Annotated in this window: 15 protein-coding genes; 11 read left to right on the plus strand and 4 right to left on the minus strand. The window is 48.2% G+C overall.

Features of this window, described 5'->3' with window-relative positions:
- Window positions 1-173 precede the first annotated feature (173 nt).
- The 3 genes from yfmT (at window position 174) to RUW00_RS16040 (ending at window position 3529) form a co-directional block, all read left to right on the plus strand.
- On the plus strand, window positions 174-1631 hold the full coding sequence (gene yfmT / locus RUW00_RS16030) for a benzaldehyde dehydrogenase (RefSeq protein ID WP_007408954.1): 1458 nt from the start codon (window positions 174-176) through the stop codon (window positions 1629-1631).
- Between the two features lie 465 nt (window positions 1632-2096).
- A complete protein-coding gene (locus RUW00_RS23045; protein WP_370530951.1) occupies window positions 2097-2501 on the plus strand; it encodes a methyl-accepting chemotaxis protein in 405 nt (134 codons plus the stop codon).
- Window positions 2502-2629: 128 nt separating this feature from the next.
- The gene (locus RUW00_RS16040) at window positions 2630-3529 is read left to right on the plus strand and encodes an SDR family oxidoreductase (protein ID WP_280144928.1); all 900 of its coding nucleotides are present in this window, start codon (window positions 2630-2632) and stop codon (window positions 3527-3529) included.
- A gap of 47 nt (window positions 3530-3576) precedes the next feature.
- Here RUW00_RS16040 and RUW00_RS16045 read toward each other — a convergent pair whose 3' ends face one another.
- On the minus strand, window positions 3577-4644 hold the full coding sequence (locus tag RUW00_RS16045) for a glycosyltransferase (protein ID WP_007609987.1): 1068 nt from the start codon (window positions 4642-4644) through the stop codon (window positions 3577-3579).
- A 158-nt stretch (window positions 4645-4802) separates the two neighbouring features.
- Between RUW00_RS16045 and RUW00_RS16050 the strand changes: the two genes are divergently transcribed.
- The 3 genes from RUW00_RS16050 to RUW00_RS16060 all read left to right on the plus strand — a co-directional run bounded on the left by RUW00_RS16050 (window position 4803) and on the right by RUW00_RS16060 (window position 8554).
- On the plus strand, window positions 4803-6692 hold the full coding sequence (locus RUW00_RS16050; protein WP_014417160.1) for an ABC-F family ATP-binding cassette domain-containing protein: 1890 nt from the start codon (window positions 4803-4805) through the stop codon (window positions 6690-6692).
- A 191-nt stretch (window positions 6693-6883) separates the two neighbouring features.
- Entirely contained in the window at window positions 6884-7306 is a 423-nt protein-coding gene (locus tag RUW00_RS16055; protein ID WP_012117050.1) for a MerR family transcriptional regulator, read from the plus strand.
- Window positions 7307-7369: 63 nt separating this feature from the next.
- Window positions 7370-8554, plus strand: a complete 1185-nt coding sequence (locus tag RUW00_RS16060; protein WP_007408959.1) for an MFS transporter — start codon at window positions 7370-7372, stop codon at window positions 8552-8554.
- Window positions 8555-8597: 43 nt separating this feature from the next.
- On the opposite strand, the gene RUW00_RS16065 is transcribed toward RUW00_RS16060, so the two are convergent.
- Complete coding sequence (locus tag RUW00_RS16065; RefSeq protein WP_012117051.1) at window positions 8598-10154, minus strand: ABC-F family ATP-binding cassette domain-containing protein; 1557 nt, start codon at window positions 10152-10154, stop codon at window positions 8598-8600.
- A gap of 171 nt (window positions 10155-10325) precedes the next feature.
- Between RUW00_RS16065 and RUW00_RS16070 the strand changes: the two genes are divergently transcribed.
- Complete coding sequence (locus RUW00_RS16070; protein ID WP_021495144.1) at window positions 10326-11456, plus strand: DEAD/DEAH box helicase; 1131 nt, start codon at window positions 10326-10328, stop codon at window positions 11454-11456.
- Between the two features lie 73 nt (window positions 11457-11529).
- On the plus strand, window positions 11530-11976 hold the full coding sequence (locus RUW00_RS16075) for a GNAT family N-acetyltransferase (protein WP_280144929.1): 447 nt from the start codon (window positions 11530-11532) through the stop codon (window positions 11974-11976).
- Between the two features lie 52 nt (window positions 11977-12028).
- Here RUW00_RS16075 and RUW00_RS16080 read toward each other — a convergent pair whose 3' ends face one another.
- On the minus strand, window positions 12029-13048 hold the full coding sequence (locus RUW00_RS16080) for an NADP-dependent oxidoreductase (RefSeq protein WP_280144930.1): 1020 nt from the start codon (window positions 13046-13048) through the stop codon (window positions 12029-12031).
- A 127-nt stretch (window positions 13049-13175) separates the two neighbouring features.
- Window positions 13176-13526, minus strand: coding sequence for a DUF3212 family protein (locus tag RUW00_RS16085; protein ID WP_007610002.1), 351 nt, complete (start codon window positions 13524-13526; stop codon window positions 13176-13178).
- A gap of 192 nt (window positions 13527-13718) precedes the next feature.
- On the opposite strand from RUW00_RS16085, the gene RUW00_RS16090 reads away from it, so the two are divergent.
- The 3 genes from RUW00_RS16090 (at window position 13719) to RUW00_RS16100 (ending at window position 17056) form a co-directional block, all read left to right on the plus strand.
- Complete coding sequence (locus RUW00_RS16090; RefSeq protein ID WP_003155650.1) at window positions 13719-14066, plus strand: YflT domain-containing protein; 348 nt, start codon at window positions 13719-13721, stop codon at window positions 14064-14066.
- A 163-nt stretch (window positions 14067-14229) separates the two neighbouring features.
- Window positions 14230-15495, plus strand: coding sequence for a pectate lyase (locus tag RUW00_RS16095; protein ID WP_280144931.1), 1266 nt, complete (start codon window positions 14230-14232; stop codon window positions 15493-15495).
- Between the two features lie 124 nt (window positions 15496-15619).
- A complete protein-coding gene (locus RUW00_RS16100) occupies window positions 15620-17056 on the plus strand; it encodes an anion permease (RefSeq protein ID WP_280144932.1) in 1437 nt (478 codons plus the stop codon).
- Window positions 17057-17158 lie beyond the last annotated feature (102 nt).

Below are 17158 nucleotides of genomic sequence, written 5' to 3' on the forward strand. Positions count from 1 at the left end.
TTCTCGCAGTCAATTAAAGAATTTTCCACTTTAAAAGGACAAAGCTAAAAAGCGTCGATGCACGGAAGGAACGGGAATTTTATTGTGAAATAGTTCAATTTTCTCACCTTAAGACCGATACAAAAGAGGACTCATCAACTAATTTCAAGTTTCGGTGAAAGGGAGATGTTTACATGTTTCAATATGAAGAACTAAATAAGCAGTTTATCGGCGGCCGATGGAGGGATGGGAGCAGCCGGAACGTATTGGAAAACAGAAATCCTTATACTCAAAAAGTCATCACCTCATTCCAAAAAGCGACGTCTGATGACGTGGATGCGGCATATCGCGCCGCGGCTCTTGCGAAACAAGAATGGGACAAAGTAAACCCTTTTAAAAAGCGGGCCATTTTGGAAAAAGCCGTTTCTTTCATCGAAGAGCACGAAGAAGCGATTATTTACTTAATCATGGAGGAGCTTGGCGGAACACGGCTGAAGGCTGAGTTTGAAATCGGACTTGTCAAAAATATGATAAAAGAAGCCGCAACATTTCCGGTGCGGATGGAAGGGAAAATTCTCCCGTCCACGATTGACGGAAAAGAAAACAGGCTGTACAGAATACCCGCCGGAGTCGTGGGAGTGATCAGCCCGTTTAATTTCCCGTTTTTCCTTTCGATGAAATCTGTTGCGCCGGCACTCGGCGCGGGGAACGGCGTCGTGCTGAAGCCTCATGAAGAAACACCGATCTGCGGCGGAACGCTTATCGCGAAAATTTTTGAAGCGGCCGGCGTACCGGACGGGCTGCTGAATGTTATCGTGACGGATATCGGGGAGATCGGCGACAGCTTTGTTGAGCATCCCGTGCCGCGGATTATCTCATTTACAGGCTCAACCGGAGTGGGCAGCTATATCGGACAGCTTGCGGTCAAACACTTTAAAAAACCGCTGTTGGAGCTTGGCGGAAACAGCGCGCTGATCGTGCTTGAGGATGCTGATCTTGAATACGCCGTCAATGCGGCCGTATTCAGCCGGTTTACGCATCAAGGCCAGATCTGTATGTCGGCGAACCGCGTGCTCGTTCACACATCTGTATATGACAAATTTACAGAGCTTTACGAAGCGAAAGTGTCATCGCTGAAAGTCGGCGATCCGATGGACCCTGATACGGTTATCGGTCCTTTAATCAATGAGAGACAGGCGGAAGGTCTGAGACGGTCTGTCGAAAAAGCGATAGAAGAGGGAGCGGTTCCGGTGCTGTCCGGCCGATTCAGCGGAACGGTCGCTGAGCCCGTCATTTTAAAAGATGTGAAACCTGAGATGAGCATCGCGAAGGAGGAGCTGTTCGGACCGGCCGTCTGCATCATGCCGTTTGAAACGGAGGATGAAGCGGTAAGCATCGCAAACGCGACACCGTTCGGTTTAAGCGGAGCCGTGCATACGGCAAACGTTGAGCGCGGCGTTGAGTTTGCTAAGCGGATCGAAACCGGCATGATTCACGTCAACGATACGACCATTAATGATGAACCGAACGTCGCGTTCGGCGGCGAGAAGCAATCAGGTCTCGGCAGGCTGAACGGCGAATGGAGCCTTGAAGAATTCACCACGCTGAAATGGATTTCGGTTCAGCATGAAAAACGGCAATTCCCATATTAAGAAGGAGTGAAAGAAATGAGTATACAGACGGAGCAGCAAACGCACAGCCTGCTTGACGCTTTTGTCAAAGTTGCGCCTTTTTTAAACAGCCTGATCCAAGATGACATCACCATCGGAATTTATGATACAGAAAAATTAATCGTGAATATTCCGGCTAAAACGTTTTCTCTTAACGTAAAGCCGGGGGACCCGCTGCAAAAAGGGGACATCATTACAGACGCGATCCGCATGAATCAGAAGAAGACAAGCATGGTGCCGAAAGAGCTGTTCGGATTTCCGCTGATCGCCAGAGCGATTCCGCTTCACGATGAAAACGGAAAAGTCATCGGCGGCGTCGGTCTCGGCACGAGCCTTGAAAAATCAGCCAAGCTTCATGATGTCGCTGAAAGCCTGTCCGCCGTCGTGGAGCAGACCGCTTCGGCCATCGCGGATATCTCAGAATCCATCAGCGGTTTCTCAGCACAGATGAACGGGATTTCCGCTCAGGCGAAACAAGTCAGTGAAAGCGCGGGAGAAATCGCCGACATTTCCGTCACTGTCAAGGGCATCTCGGATCAAAGCAATCTGCTCGGTTTGAATGCGGCCATTGAAGCCGCGAGAGCAGGAGAATCCGGCAAGGGCTTTTCCGTGGTGGCGGATGAGATCCGCAAGCTTGCCACTCATTCAAAAGACAACGTCGGCCAAATTGACCAGATTACGAAAAAAATCCACAGCCTGCTGAAAGGGCTGGAGGACTCAATTGAATCCATCAACCAGAACACGGACGGCCAAGCGGCGGCGGTTGAACAAATTTCTGCCACGATGCAGGAAATTTCGGGAAGCGCCCAGCATTTAGCGAAAATGGCTGAAAACGTACTCGGAGAGTCATAAAAAAAGGGAGCTTACGGGCTCCTTTTTTGTTTTCCCTTTATCAATCGAAAACTGCACTTACACGTTTGATCCGTCATGCTAAAGGGGTACACATACGAATACATCACAATGATAAAGGAGAGTCTTGTATGTCTGATGCAAATCTGCACAACCCGCTGACGAAATATGATCATGATGAATTTCCAAAACAATATCAAGAACCGCCCGGTTTGCAAAAAGAGATGAAGCCTCTGCCGGACTGCGGTGAAACAAGCTATAAAGGAGCCGGCAAGCTGAAGGGAAGAAAAGCCCTCGTCACCGGCGGCGATTCAGGTATCGGCCGGGCCGCCGCGATTGCTTATGCCCGGGAAGGGGCGGATGTGGCGATTAACTATCTGCCTGAGGAACAGCCGGATGCCGAAGAAGTGAAAGCGTTAATTGAAAAAGAGGGAAGAAAAGCCGTTCTGCTGCCGGGAGATTTAAGCGATGAAACGTTTTGCGGAGAATTGGCGGAAAAAGCGTATCAAGAGCTTGGCGGTCTTGACACGCTCGCTCTTGTCGCCGGCAAACAGCAGGCAGTGGATGATATCAGCGATCTTGCCACAGAACAAATCTATCAAACATTTGAAGTCAACGTATTCTCACTGTATTGGCTCGTCAAAGCGGCGCTCCCTTATCTGCTGGAAGGCGCGTCTATTATCACGACAACATCCGTAGAAGGGTATAATCCAAGCCCGATGCTGTTGGATTATGCCGCGACGAAACATGCCATTATCGGTTTTACCGTCGGCTTAGGAAAGCAGCTGGCGAATAAAGGAATCAGAGTCAACTCGGTAGCGCCGGGGCCGATCTGGACGCCGCTGCAGATTTCGGGAGGACAGCCCGGTGAAAACATTCCGAAATTCGGCAAGGAAACACCGGCCGTTCCATTAAAGCGCGCCGGACAGCCGGCGGAGCTAGCAGGGATTTATGTCTTTTTGGCCTCAGAAGAATCGAGCTATGTGACATCCCAGATTTACAGTGTAAGCGGAGGAATTCCGACAGCGTAATCAATAAGGAGCTGCCCTTCATACGAGGGCAGCTCTTTTTTTCGATGTTATGTGCCGAGCACGTTTTGATTATACAGGACACTCGGATGTGATGGATGATAGGAGGCGGCTTTGTCGTTATGAATCTTCGCTTTTTCTCTGTCGCCGAGCTGCCAGTGGCAGACGCAGAGCTGCAGATGGGGATACCAGGTGGAGTACTCGAGCTGGGTAAAGCCTGCATCACTGCTTTTGGCGGATAGGGCGAGCTCATACCAAAACACGCCCTGCCGGTATTGCCGTTTCTCCGCAAAATAGTCGCCGAGCCTGCAGCAGAACTCCGGCCGCGGACAATCGATCAGAAATGATTTTAAGAGAGACGTCATGGCTGCCTCTTCATGGCCGACCGCCCTGTAGCAATCGGATAGATATTGGCACGTTCTGATCTCGTCTTCGATCCAGCACTGTTTTGTGGAAAGAAAATGGTGATAATACGTGATGGCGCGCTGATACTGGCCGTGATCCTTTAATTCATTCGCGAAGTAAAACAAATCGCGCGGTGTCATCGTTTCACTGTTTTCCGCCATTTTCTCATAAATCTTCAAGTTGCGGTCTGAGGGAGGCGAGTGCTTTTTCTCGGATTTCCGGTGTGTGACGGCAATATCGGTTTCTATGATGTTTCCGTATACTTCAAGATACTCATGCACGGCTCCGATCCAGCGGAACCCTTTTTCACGCTTGACGAGTCGGTTGCGGCGGTATCTGAAGCTGACCTCTCCCCGAGCATCAAAGCCGACGTGATAATACATGGATACCGCGTCCACCTCTTTTGAAAGCGACGCCTTCAGTTCAATCAGCTTTTCACGGTCCTTTTCCGTCAGTATATCGTCGGCGTCCAGCCACAGAATATAATCCATTTCCGCTTTCGAAAACACAAAATTACGGGCGGCCGCAAAGTGATCGATCCATTCAAAATCATAAATCTTATCCGTATAACGGGCCGCGATTTCTTTCGTCCGGTCGGTCGAGCCCGTATCAGCAATCACAATTTCATCCGCAATGTCTTTGACGGAATCAAGACAGCCCGCAAGCACTTCCTCTTCATTTTTCACGATAACGCACAAACTGACGCTGATCATGTCATCACCTCTTCCCCTCCAGTGTATAAAAGGAGAGGCGGAAACATTCTTCGGACAAAATGATCTCTTCCAAGAAATTTGTCTGTCCTTTTACTAGTTTTATTCCAGCGCCTGATTTAAAATGAACACATGAACTTACGTGAGGATTGATAGGGACCATGAGCATCATAAAAGCGGAAAACCTTTATAAAACATACGGAGATAAGACATTATTCGACCATATCTCCTTTCATATTGAAGAGAATGAAAGAATCGGTTTAATCGGCCCGAACGGAACGGGGAAGTCTACGCTTCTGAAAACCATTGCCGGCCTTGAATCAACGGAGGAAGGCGAGATTACGGCCTCAGGAAACGTGCATATTGAGTTTTTGCATCAGGACCCTGAGCTTCCGGCCGGACAAACCGTACTTGAGCATATTTATTCCGGCGGATCAGCCGTCATGAGAACGATGAGAGAATACGAAAAAGCGCTTCAGGCGCTGAATGAAGAACCGGAAAATGACCAGCGCCAGAAACAGCTGCTTGATGCGCAGGCCCGAATGGACGCGAATGATGCGTGGGAGGCGAATACGTTAGCCAAAACGGTTTTAACCAAACTTGGCGTCACCGATCTGATGAAGGATGTCAGCGAGCTGTCCGGCGGCCAGAGAAAGCGCGTCGCGATTGCGAAAAACGTCATCCAGCCGGCTGACCTGCTCATTTTGGATGAACCGACAAACCACTTGGACAATGAAACGATTGAATGGCTGGAAGGCTACTTATCGCAATATCCGGGCGCCGTTATGCTTGTCACGCACGACAGATATTTTCTGAACAGGGTGACGAACAGAATTTACGAGCTTGAGAGAGGCAGCCTTTATACGTATAAAGGAAACTATGAAGTATTCCTGGAAAAACGGGCCGAACGGGAAGCGCTGGCGGAGCAGAAAGAAACAAAACGTCAAAACCTCCTGCGCCGCGAATTGGCGTGGCTCAGAAGAGGGGCGAAAGCGCGCTCGACGAAACAAAAAGCGAGAGTGGACAGAGCGGAGGCGCTCAAAGAGCAAAAAGGGCCGGCAGTCTCCGGATCACTCGATTTCGCGATCGGCTCCCACCGTCTCGGAAAACAGGTGATCGAAGCCGATAACGTCTCCATTACCTATAACGGCCAAGCGCTGATCAGCCAGTTTAATGAGCTTGTCATCCCGGGGGAACGAATCGGCATCATCGGGCCGAACGGAATCGGGAAAACGACACTTTTAAACAGCCTCGCCGGCAGAATTCAGCCTGACAGCGGCAATATCACCATCGGGCAGACGGTCCGGATCGGCTACTACACCCAGGATCACAGCGAAATGAACGGTGATATGAAAGTCATTGAATATATAAAAGAGACGGCTGAAATCGTCAAAACGGCGGAAGGCGATGTCATCACCGCGGAACAAATGCTTGAGCGTTTTCTGTTCCCGCGTCCGATGCAGCAGACGTATATCAGAAAGCTGTCGGGCGGGGAAAAGCGCCGTCTGTACTTGCTGAATGTACTGATGCAGGAACCGAATGTGCTGTTTTTAGATGAGCCGACCAATGATCTGGACACGGAAACATTAAGCGTGCTCGAAGATTATATCGAACAGTTCCCAGGCGTCGTCATCACCGTATCCCATGACCGCTATTTCCTTGACCGCGTCATTGACCGCCTGATCGTATTTGAAGGACAAGGTGTCATTTCCCGTTTCCAAGGTTCGTACAGTGAATACATGGAACACGCAAAAGCGAAGAAGACGGCGGTAAAACAGCCGGCCGAAGAGAAAAAGGCGGAAGAAGAGCCGAAGAAAAAGCGCAAAAAGCTTTCATATAAGGATCAGATCGAATGGGACGGCATCGAAGACAAAATCGCCGGCCTTGAAGAAAAGCATCAGCGTCTGGAAGCGGAAATCGCTGAAGCAGGAAGTGATTTCGGAAAGATTCAAGAACTGATGGCCGAACAGGCAAAAACGGCTGAAGAGCTTGAAGCGGCGATGGAGCGCTGGACCGAATTGTCACTGATGATTGAAGAACTTGAGAATTAAGAAAAGCCGGTACGGCCCCCGAGAAGATGGCGGGTCATACCGGCTTTTTTTATCTTGCACAGATGTCTCCCGGCGCTTTAAAGACAAACGTTTTGTCCAAGCAAAGTTTATCAGGCGTAAAAAAGTTTACGTTTACGTTAAGGTTCAAATGGTGTATAATAGAAACAGATACGACAAGAGGGGGATTCACCTTGGAATGGATGAAGATTGATCAAGTTGCCAAGCGAAGCGGATTGACAAAACGAACCATTCGTTTTTACGAGGAGATTGGTTTGATTCCTGCTCCTAAACGGACAGAAGGCGGCGTCCGGCTTTACTCTGAAGATGATATGGAGGAGCTCGAAAAAGTAACCAGCACAAAAGAAGTGCTCGGTTTTTCCCTTCAGGAGCTTCAGCAGTTTATGGAGATGAGCCGTCAGCTGGAATTAAACAAAGAGGGGTACTTGTTGTCACTGGATCCGAAGGAACGGAAAGAAAAGCTGGAAGAGATTCAGCAGGCTTTGAACCACCAGCTTGAGATGATTGATGAGAAGATCAGCACATTTCAGCATTTTAAAACGCGCCTTAACGGAATGAAAGAAAAAGCTGACCGCGCCATTCAATCAATCGAATGATTTTGCTGTAAACGCTATGGATATAGCGTTTCTTTTAATGGATGAAACAGGAGGTTTGGTCAAATGGATACATCATCACAACAGAAAACAGGCTTATTCAGCCAGCCGAAAGCCGTTTGGGCGGTTGCGTTTGCCTGTGTGATTTCCTTTATGGGAATCGGTCTTGTCGATCCGATTCTTCCGGCGATCGCCGCACAATTACATGCTTCACCTAGTGAAGTATCTCTGCTATTTACAAGTTATTTGCTCGTTACCGGTTTTATGATGTTTTTCTCCGGCGCGATTTCAAGCCGGATCGGCGCAAAATGGACGCTGCTTCTCGGACTTATTTTTATCATCGTGTTTGCCGCTCTCGGCGGAAGCTCAAGTTCAATTGCTCAGCTTGTCGGCTATCGCGGCGGCTGGGGGCTTGGGAATGCTCTCTTTATTTCAACCGCGCTTGCCGTCATTGTCGGGGTATCTGTCGGCGGCAGCGCCAAAGCCATTATTTTGTATGAGGCTGCACTCGGCTTGGGGATTTCCGTCGGGCCGCTTGCAGGCGGAGAGCTTGGCAGCATTTCATGGCGCGCTCCGTTCTTCGGAGTGTCTGTCCTCATGTTCATAGCGCTTTGCGCGATTTCACTCATGCTGCCGAAGCTGCCGAAACCGGCAAAACGCGTCGGTGTGTTTGATGCGATGAAGGCGCTCAAATATAAAGGCCTTTTGACAATGGCAGTATCTGCATTCTTATACAACTTTGGATTTTTTATTTTGCTTGCTTATTCTCCGTTCGTGCTGGATTTAGATGAACACGGCCTTGGATACGTCTTCTTCGGCTGGGGGTTATTGCTGGCAATTACGTCAGTCTTTACGGCGCCGCTCGTGCACAAAGCGCTGGGAACAGTGGGTTCGCTCGTCGTTCTCTTTATCGCCTTTGCGGTCATTCTCATCGTCATGGGGATCTGGACTGACCATCAGACGTTGATCATTACATGTATTGTTGTCGCCGGTGCTGTTCTCGGTATGGTGAATACGATCATGACAACCGCTGTAATGGGTTCTGCACCGGTTGAACGTTCAATCGCGTCTTCAGCCTACAGCTCAGTCCGTTTTATCGGCGGTGCGCTCGCTCCGTGGATTGCGGGAATGCTGTCAGAACACTTCACTGCAAGCACACCATATACAGTAGGCGGGATCGTCGTTTTTGTCGGCATGCTTGTCCTTCTCATGGGACGCAAACATCTCGCCGGAATAAAAGCCGGACATTAAGAAAAAAAGGAACTTCCGCACAGGCGGGAGTTCCTTTTTGTGTTTACAGCACTTTCGTCGTCCAAGATTCACAATTCCATGTTTCCGTCGCGATATCCATGTAGAACTCGGGTTCGTGGGAAATCAGCAGAATGGAGCCTTTGTATTCTTTCAGCGCGCGTTTCAGCTCTTCTTTCGCATCGACATCCAGGTGGTTTGTCGGTTCGTCAAGCACGAGCAGGTTTGTTTCTGAATTGATCAGCTTGCACAATCTGACCTTCGCTTTTTCTCCTCCGCTGAGAACGGAGACGCGGCTTTCAATGTGTTTGGTCGTCAGGCCGCATTTGGCGAGGGCGGCGCGGATTTCGTACTGGGTAAAGGAAGGAAATTCGCTCCACACTTCTTCGATGCACGTATTGTTATTGGTTTCTTTCACTTCCTGCTCGAAATAGCCCGTGTATTGATGCTCGCCCCGTTCCACCGTGCCTTCCAGCGGCTGGATTTCACCGAGCAGGCTTTTTAACAGCGTCGTTTTCCCGATGCCGTTTGCGCCGTACAGGGCGACTTTCTGTCCGCGCTCCATTCTGAGATTGAGCGGGCGTGACAGCGGAGTATCGTAGCCGATGACTAAGTCCTTCGTTTCAAAAATGAGCTTGCCTGACGTTCTCGCAGGCTTGAAATGGAATTCCGGTTTCGGTTTTTCGGCCGCCAGTTCGATCATATCCATCTTATCAAGCTTTTTCTGGCGGGACATCGCCATATTTCTCGTGCTGACGCGCGCTTTGTTGCGGGCGACGAAATCTTTCAGCTCAGCCACTTCCTGCTGCTGTTTTTTATAGGCGGCTTCGAGCTGCTGTTTTTTCACTTCGTATACTTCCATAAACTGATGGTAGTCGCCGACATAACGCGTCAGCTCCTGATTTTCCACATGATAAATCAAATTGATCACGCTGTTTAAAAACGGAATGTCGTGAGAAATTAAGATGAACGCATTTTCATATTCCTGTAAATAGCGTTTCAGCCATTCAATATGCTGTTCATCAAGGTAGTTGGTCGGTTCGTCCAACAGAAGGATTTCCGGTTTTTCCAAAAGCAGTTTGGCGAGCAGCACTTTCGTCCGCTGTCCGCCGCTTAAATCTGTGACGTCGCGGTCAAGTCCGACATCCTGCAGGCCGAGGCCGCGGGCGATTTCTTCAACTTTGCTGTCAATCACGTAGAAATCATTGTTTGTCAGGGCGTCTTGAATGACACCGACATCTTCAAGCAGCTGCTCAAGCTCATCAGGGTCTGCTTCGCCCATTTTGTTGTAAATCTCATTCATTTCCTCTTCCATTGCAAATAAGTAATGGAACGCATCCTTCAGCACGTCGCGGATCGTTTTTCCTTTTTCAAGTACGGTATGCTGATCGAGGTAGCCGACACGCACGTTTTTCGCCCATTCAACCTTACCTTCATCAGGCTCAAGTTTTCCGGTAATAATATTCATAAACGTTGATTTACCTTCGCCGTTTGCTCCGATTAAGCCGACGTGTTCCCCTTTTAAAAGACGGAACGATACATTGTTAAAAAGCGCACGGTCACCAAAGCCGTGGCTTAAATCTTTTACGGATAAAATACTCATCATTACACCTCTATCGTTATCAGACACGCTTTTTTTATCATGTGTCTTTCTCATTTATGATTATAAAGGAGGAGACCGTTTGTTAAAAGGCTTGGAAGGAAAAAGAAAATTGCGTTTGGCGCGTGCATTTGAGATACTATGGAGTAGATTTTAAGAATTGAGGAGAACGACATGACCCAAACATGGCCATTTTTACAGCATACACAACCATTTATCGCCGAAAACTGGGAGGCCTCAGGTTTTCAGGAGCCGACCGTCATTCAGGAAAAAGCCGCTCAGGTGATCATGGAAGGGAAAGACGTCATCGCCGAATCCCCGACGGGAACGGGAAAAACATTGGCGTACACGCTTCCGGTTCTGGAGCGGATCAACCCGGAACAGAAACATCCGCAAGTGATCATTTTAGCGCCGTCCCGCGAGCTGGTGATGCAGATTTTCCAAGTGATTCAGGAGTGGAAAAAAGGCTCTGATCTTCGCGCTTTGTCTTTGATCGGCGGAGCAAACGTGAAAAAGCAGGTGGAAAAGCTCAAAAATAAACCGCATATCATTGCGGGCACACCGGGCAGGGTGCTCGAATTGATTCAGGCGAAAAAGCTGAAAATGCATGAAGTCAAGACGATCGTTCTTGATGAAGCGGATCAGCTCGTGACACAGGAACACCGCGAAACGATGAAAAAAATTATTAAAACGACGCTGAAAGACCGACAGCTTTTAAGCTTTTCCGCTACGCTGCAGCCGGAAACAGAACAGGTGCTGAATACCATCGCACACGAACCGGCCGTTTTGAAAGTGGAGCGGAATACGGCGGAAAAAGCACGGGTCACGCATCAATATCTCGTCTGCGATCAGCGGGATAAAGTAAAGCTATTGCAAAAGCTGTCACGGCTGAACGGCATGCAGGCGCTCGTGTTCGTCAGAGATATCGGAAATTTAAGCGTCTATGCGGAAAAACTCGCCTATCATCACGTGGACCTCGGCATCCTGCACGGAGAAGCGAAAAAAATGGAGCGGGCAAAGATATTATCAGCGTTTGAACGGGGAGAATTTCCGCTTCTTCTGGCGACTGACATTGCGGCGCGCGGACTCGATATCGATGATCTTCCGTACGTCATTCACGCGGACATCCCGAATGAAGACGGATATATCCACAGATCCGGCCGGACGGGGCGGGCCGGTAAAGAAGGAACCGTACTCAGCCTTGTCACGCCGATGGAAGAATCCAAACTGAAAAAAATGGCCAAATCACTCGGAATTGAGCTGAAAGAGGCCGTTTATTCAGGCGGAAAATTATCTGAGAAATAAGAAACGGAGGGCGGGAAGCCCTTCTTTTTTATTGTAAAATAATAGAAAAAGGTTCAGGCGGGGAAGTGGGAAGATGGGTTCAATAGACAGATTTCAAATATTGAAGGTACGTGAGCTGAAAATACTTGAACACTGGTTTAAGAACGATAATATCAGACGGAGAATGGATGCGATGCTGCCATTAGATGCGTGGTATGCACGATTGAGTAAAGATGAAAACGATACTGTCATTATGGCACATGACGGGCAGCTTCCGGCAGGCATGGTCTCTATAGAGTTTGTGGAGGAGCGGGCGTATATCGGATTGATCGTCAATCCTTTGTACCAGCTTCAAGGGTACGGAAAACAGATCTTGCAAAAACTGCTGACTGATCCTGGGTTTACCGGCGTGCGGGAATGGGCGGCAAGCATCGAAAAAGACAATCAAATCAGTTTAGCCTGCTTTCAAGCAGCGGGATTCACTTTGGAAGATACGGAGCCTGATGAAGACGGCTTTCTTACTTTGATTCTTCGCGGCTGATCCGAAAAAAAGAAAAGGAGGGGACAAAGCCCTCCTTTTTTTCATCCTCATGTTAACTTAGATCACTGACTTTGATGATCTGTTTGCCTTTGTTTTCCCCTTTAAACAGGCCGAGGAACGCGTCAGGAATATTGTTGAATCCTTCCGTAATCGTTTCTTCATAGTGGAGCTTTCCGTCTTTGAGCCATTCGGCCAATTGTTTCGCGCCTTCGGAAAAGCGGTCAGCATAATCACTGACGATGAATCCCTGCATCAGCGCTTTTGTTTTGATCAGCTTCGGCTGGACGCGGGGGCCCATGTCTTCTTCTTCACTTTCGGTATTGTACGATGAGATCGCTCCGCATACCGGAATGCGGGCGAATTCATTCAGCAGGTTTATCACCGCATCTGAAATCGGTCCGCCGACATTGTCAAAATAGACATCGACGCCGTCAGGACATGCCTGTTCCAGCGCTTTTTGAATATCATCCGCCGTTTTGTAATTAATGGCTTCATCAAATTGAAGCTCCTCTTTCAAATACGCGATTTTTTCATCAGATCCGGCGATGCCGACAACCCGCGCGCCTTTGATTTTGGCAATCTGTCCGACTGTTGAGCCGACGGCGCCCGCCGCGCCTGAAACGACGACGGTTTCGCCTTTTTTCGGACGGCCGATATCGAGCAGCCCGAAGTAAGCGGTCAGTCCGGTCATCCCTAAAATGCCGAGATACGCCTGGGCGGGTGCGATATCCGTATCCAACTTGCGGAGGGCGGACTCATTGACAGCTGAATATTCCTGCCACGCGAGATTTCCGATCACAACATCTCCTTTTTTCAGCTTATCGCCGTCTGTCAGAACCTCGGCAATCACTCCGCCTGTTATGGCTTCATCTAAAGCGAAGGGCTTTACATATGATTTTGTATCCTGCATCCGTCCGCGCATGTACGGATCAACGGACACATAACTCGTTTTCACAAGCACTTCGCCGTCTTTCGGTTCGGGTACGGCAATCGTTTCAAAGCGGAAATCGTCATGAGCGGGAACGCCTTTGGGGCGTCTTGCCAATTGAATTTGCTGCTGATTATTCGGCATACTGAATCCTCCTTCAAGATAAGTGGTTGTTCCAAATGTAACACGAACCATTTCCCGATTACAAAATCAAACCGTCAGCGGTCATAAAAAAAGAAGGGCCAGGGCCCTTCTTTCCTTATATGCATATTTAATAGAATAACCGGTACACATCGGTGTTTTTCTCATGTTCCAAATATTCATAGGCATTCGTTTTTGAAGAATGAAGCATGTCAGCGGTAACGACGGGCTGAAGCGCGGTCAGATAAGAACCCAGCCTATTTTCAATTTCTTTCGGCAGAACGGATTCGATATCACCGATATTGATAATGATAGAGAAAACGAAATCGATATTAATATGAAAAGTATCTTCAGCAAAGGCCGTAAGCTCTTTTATTCCATCCGGGCAGCGGGTATGCCGGCGGAATACCTGCTTCACTAAATCACTGACAACCCAAGCGTTAAATCGCTGTTCCGGTGAAAAGTAATGAATAGGAACCACCTCCCTGCTTAATCGGCTCATGAAGATTTTTATTTTTCTGATAAAAGTAGCTTTCCCTACTGTAACATGTCCCGCCAGAAAATATCCACCGACAATCTGCCCGTTTTACTCACGGAACTCTCTTTCTATTGTTTGACCTTTGGTTGAGCGGGTAAACATCAAATATACAAAAACAAAAGGGAGGACTTATCAATGAAACCGGTAGTAAGAGAATATACAAATGATCAAAAACTAATGCAGGACGTAAAAGAGCTTCAGCAGCTGGGTGTTGCAAAAGAGGATGTATATGTGCTTTCACATGATGACGACAGAACGGACCGCCTGGCCGATAATACTGATGTCAATACCATCGGAGCGAAAGAAACGGGCATTAAACACGCGGTCGGCAATATGTTTAATAAAAAAGGCGACGAGCTCCGCAACAAAATTCACGAAATCGGCTTTTCAGAAGAGGAAGCGTCACAATTTGAAAAGCGCTTAGATGAAGGAAAAGTTCTTCTGTTTGTCACGGATAATGAAAAAGTGAAATCATGGGCGTAAGCTGAACAGATCCCAAGGGGTTTTCGGTCCCTTGGGATTTTTTTGCGGTTTCCGCAATAAAACCGAAAGGCACATTCTGTACATTTTCGGTGCTGTTTCTCAACTGATTTGATACAATTCGATTGTAATAAATTGGAACAAAGAATCAGGAGGAGCACAATTCATGAAAAAAATGTTATTTATGCTGGCGGTTTGTTTATGTATGATCCCTGCAGACGTCTATGCCGCTGATCTGGGACGGCAGACGTTAGGAACAAATGACGGCTGGGGAGCCGCTTCCGGCGGGACAACCGGCGGCGCGAAAGCCTCTTCATCGAATGTATATACCGTATCAAACAGACAGCAGCTCGTTTCCGCATTAGGGGGAAGCGCCAACAGCACGCCGAAGATTATTTACATACAAGGCACAATCAATATGAATACGGACGACCGCAATAAAACACTCGGCTTTAATGATTATAAAGATCCGGCATATGATCTCAACGCTTATCTGAAGGCGTACGACCCGGACAAATGGGGGAAAAAAGCGCCGTCAGGCACCCAGGAAGACGCCAGACAGCGATCGCAAAAAAACCAGAAGGCACGGGTCGTGATTGACATCCCTTCAAATACGACGATCATCGGCTCGGGTTCAAATGCCAAAGTGACAGGCGGAAGTTTTAATATAAAGAACGGTGTCGACAATGTCATCATCCGCAACATTGAATTTCAAGACGCTTACGACTATTTTCCGCAATGGGACCCGACGGACGGCAGCAGCGGCAACTGGAACTCGGAATATGACAATATCACCATTAACGGCGCGACGCACATCTGGATCGATCATTGCACCTTTAATGACGGATCGAATCCCGACAGCGGTTTTCCCTACTATTACGGGAGAAAATATCAGCACCATGACGGCCAGACGGATATAGCCAACGGGGCGAATTATATTACATTGTCCTATAATAAATATCATGACCATGACAAAGGCTCCGTCATCGGAAACAGCGACAGCAAGACGTCGGATGAGGGAAAACTGAAGGTGACCCTTCACCATAACTATTACCAGAACATCGTCCAGCGCGCGCCGCGGGTCCGGTACGGGCAGGTTCATATTTATAATAATTTTTATGCAGGCTCTAAAAGCGCCGCATACCCGTTCAGCTATGCGTGGGGCGCGGGCCACGCGTCGAAAATATATGCCCAGAATAATGTTTTTGAAGTGCCGGGACTGGCTGCTGATAAAGTCATCAGCGTCTTCAGCGGCGGAAAAGCGCTTCATGAAGACGGCACTCTTTTAAACGGCTCCTCCATTAACTCGTCAGCCGCCAACGGATTAAGTCAGTCCGTCGGCTGGACACCGTCATTGCACGGTTCCATCGGCTCATCATCAAATGTAAAATCAGATGTTATATCTAAAGCCGGGTCGGGCATATTAAAATAATAAACAAGAAGCACAAAGGAAAATATTCCTTTGTGTTTTTTAATTAACAAAAACGTTTATTAACTTAGTTAAGTAGTAAAATGGGATAGGGGATGGAAGACAACAAAATAGGAGGAGACCTGTAATGGCTTCAGAAAAAGACGCAAAAAAACAGCAGGCAGTAAAAATCATTCCTTTGCTTATTACTGTTGCTGTGGGATTAATCATTTGGTTTATTCCCGCGCCGTCCGGACTTGAACCTAAAGCATGGCATTTGTTCGCTATTTTTGTCGCAACAATTATCGGCTTTATCTCCAAGCCCTTGCCAATGGGCGCAATTGCAATTTTTGCATTGGCAGTCACCGCGTTAACGGGAACGCTATCTATTGAAAATACGTTAAGCGGATTTGGAAACAAGACAATCTGGCTGATTGTCATCGCCTTTTTTATTTCCCGGGGATTTATCAAAACCGGGCTCGGCGCCAGGATTTCTTACGTATTCGTACAACGGTTCGGGAAGAAAACACTCGGCCTTTCTTATGCACTGCTTTTCAGTGATTTAATTTTATCACCTGCCATTCCGAGCAATACGGCACGGGCGGGCGGCATTATTTTTCCTATTATCAGATCATTATCCGAAACTTTCGGATCAACGCCGGCAGACGGAACAGAGCGGAAAATCGGCGCTTTCTTATTAAAAACCGGTTTTCAAGGAAACTTGATTACGTCTGCGATGTTTTTGACGGCAATGGCGGCGAACCCGCTGATCGCCAAGCTGGCCCACGATGTCGCAGGGGTGGACATCACATGGACAAGCTGGGCAATCGCGGCCATTGTACCGGGATTGGCGAGCTTAATCATTACGCCGCTCGTCATTTATAAGCTGTATCCGCCGGAAATTAAAGAAACACCGGATGCGGCTAAAATCGCAACGGAAAAATTGAAAGAAATGGGTCCGTTTAAAAAATCCGAACTCTCCATGGTCATCGTCTTTTTATTGGTGCTTGCGCTGTGGATTTTCGGAGGAAGCTTAAATATTGACGCAACGACGACGGCCCTGATCGGATTATCCGTTTTGCTTTTGTCACAGGTATTAACATGGGAGGACATCAAAAAAGAACAAGGTGCATGGGATACGCTGACTTGGTTCGCGGCGCTTGTGATGCTGGCGAATTTCCTGAATGAGCTCGGTATGGTGTCTTGGTTCAGCAATATGATGAAATCTTCTGTTTCCGGTTTTTCATGGATTGTGGCATTTATGATTCTGATTGTCGTGTATTATTACACGCATTACTTCTTTGCGAGCGCAACCGCGCATATCAGCGCCATGTATGCGGCATTTCTCGCCGTCATCGTGGCGGCAGGCGCTCCGCCGCTGTTGGCGGCGCTCAGCCTGGCGTTTTTCAGCAACCTTTTCGGTTCTACGACGCATTACGGCTCAGGAGCGGCTCCGGTCTTTTTCGGAGCGGGTTATATATCGCAAAGCAAATGGTGGTCCATCGGCTTTATCCTGTCAATCGTCCATATTGTGACATGGCTTGTGATCGGCGGATTATGGTGGAAAGTATTAGGGTTATGGTAGAAGAAAAAAGGCAGACTCAGGTCTGCCTTTTTTTATTTCTGTAGGGAATGGGAAGGGCCTGCACATGATGACTTCAGTGCGAATAGAATATGGCCGGGGTGA

Source organism: Bacillus sp. IS1 (genome assembly GCF_032461585.1).
Lineage (GTDB): Bacteria > Bacillota > Bacilli > Bacillales > Bacillaceae > Bacillus > Bacillus velezensis.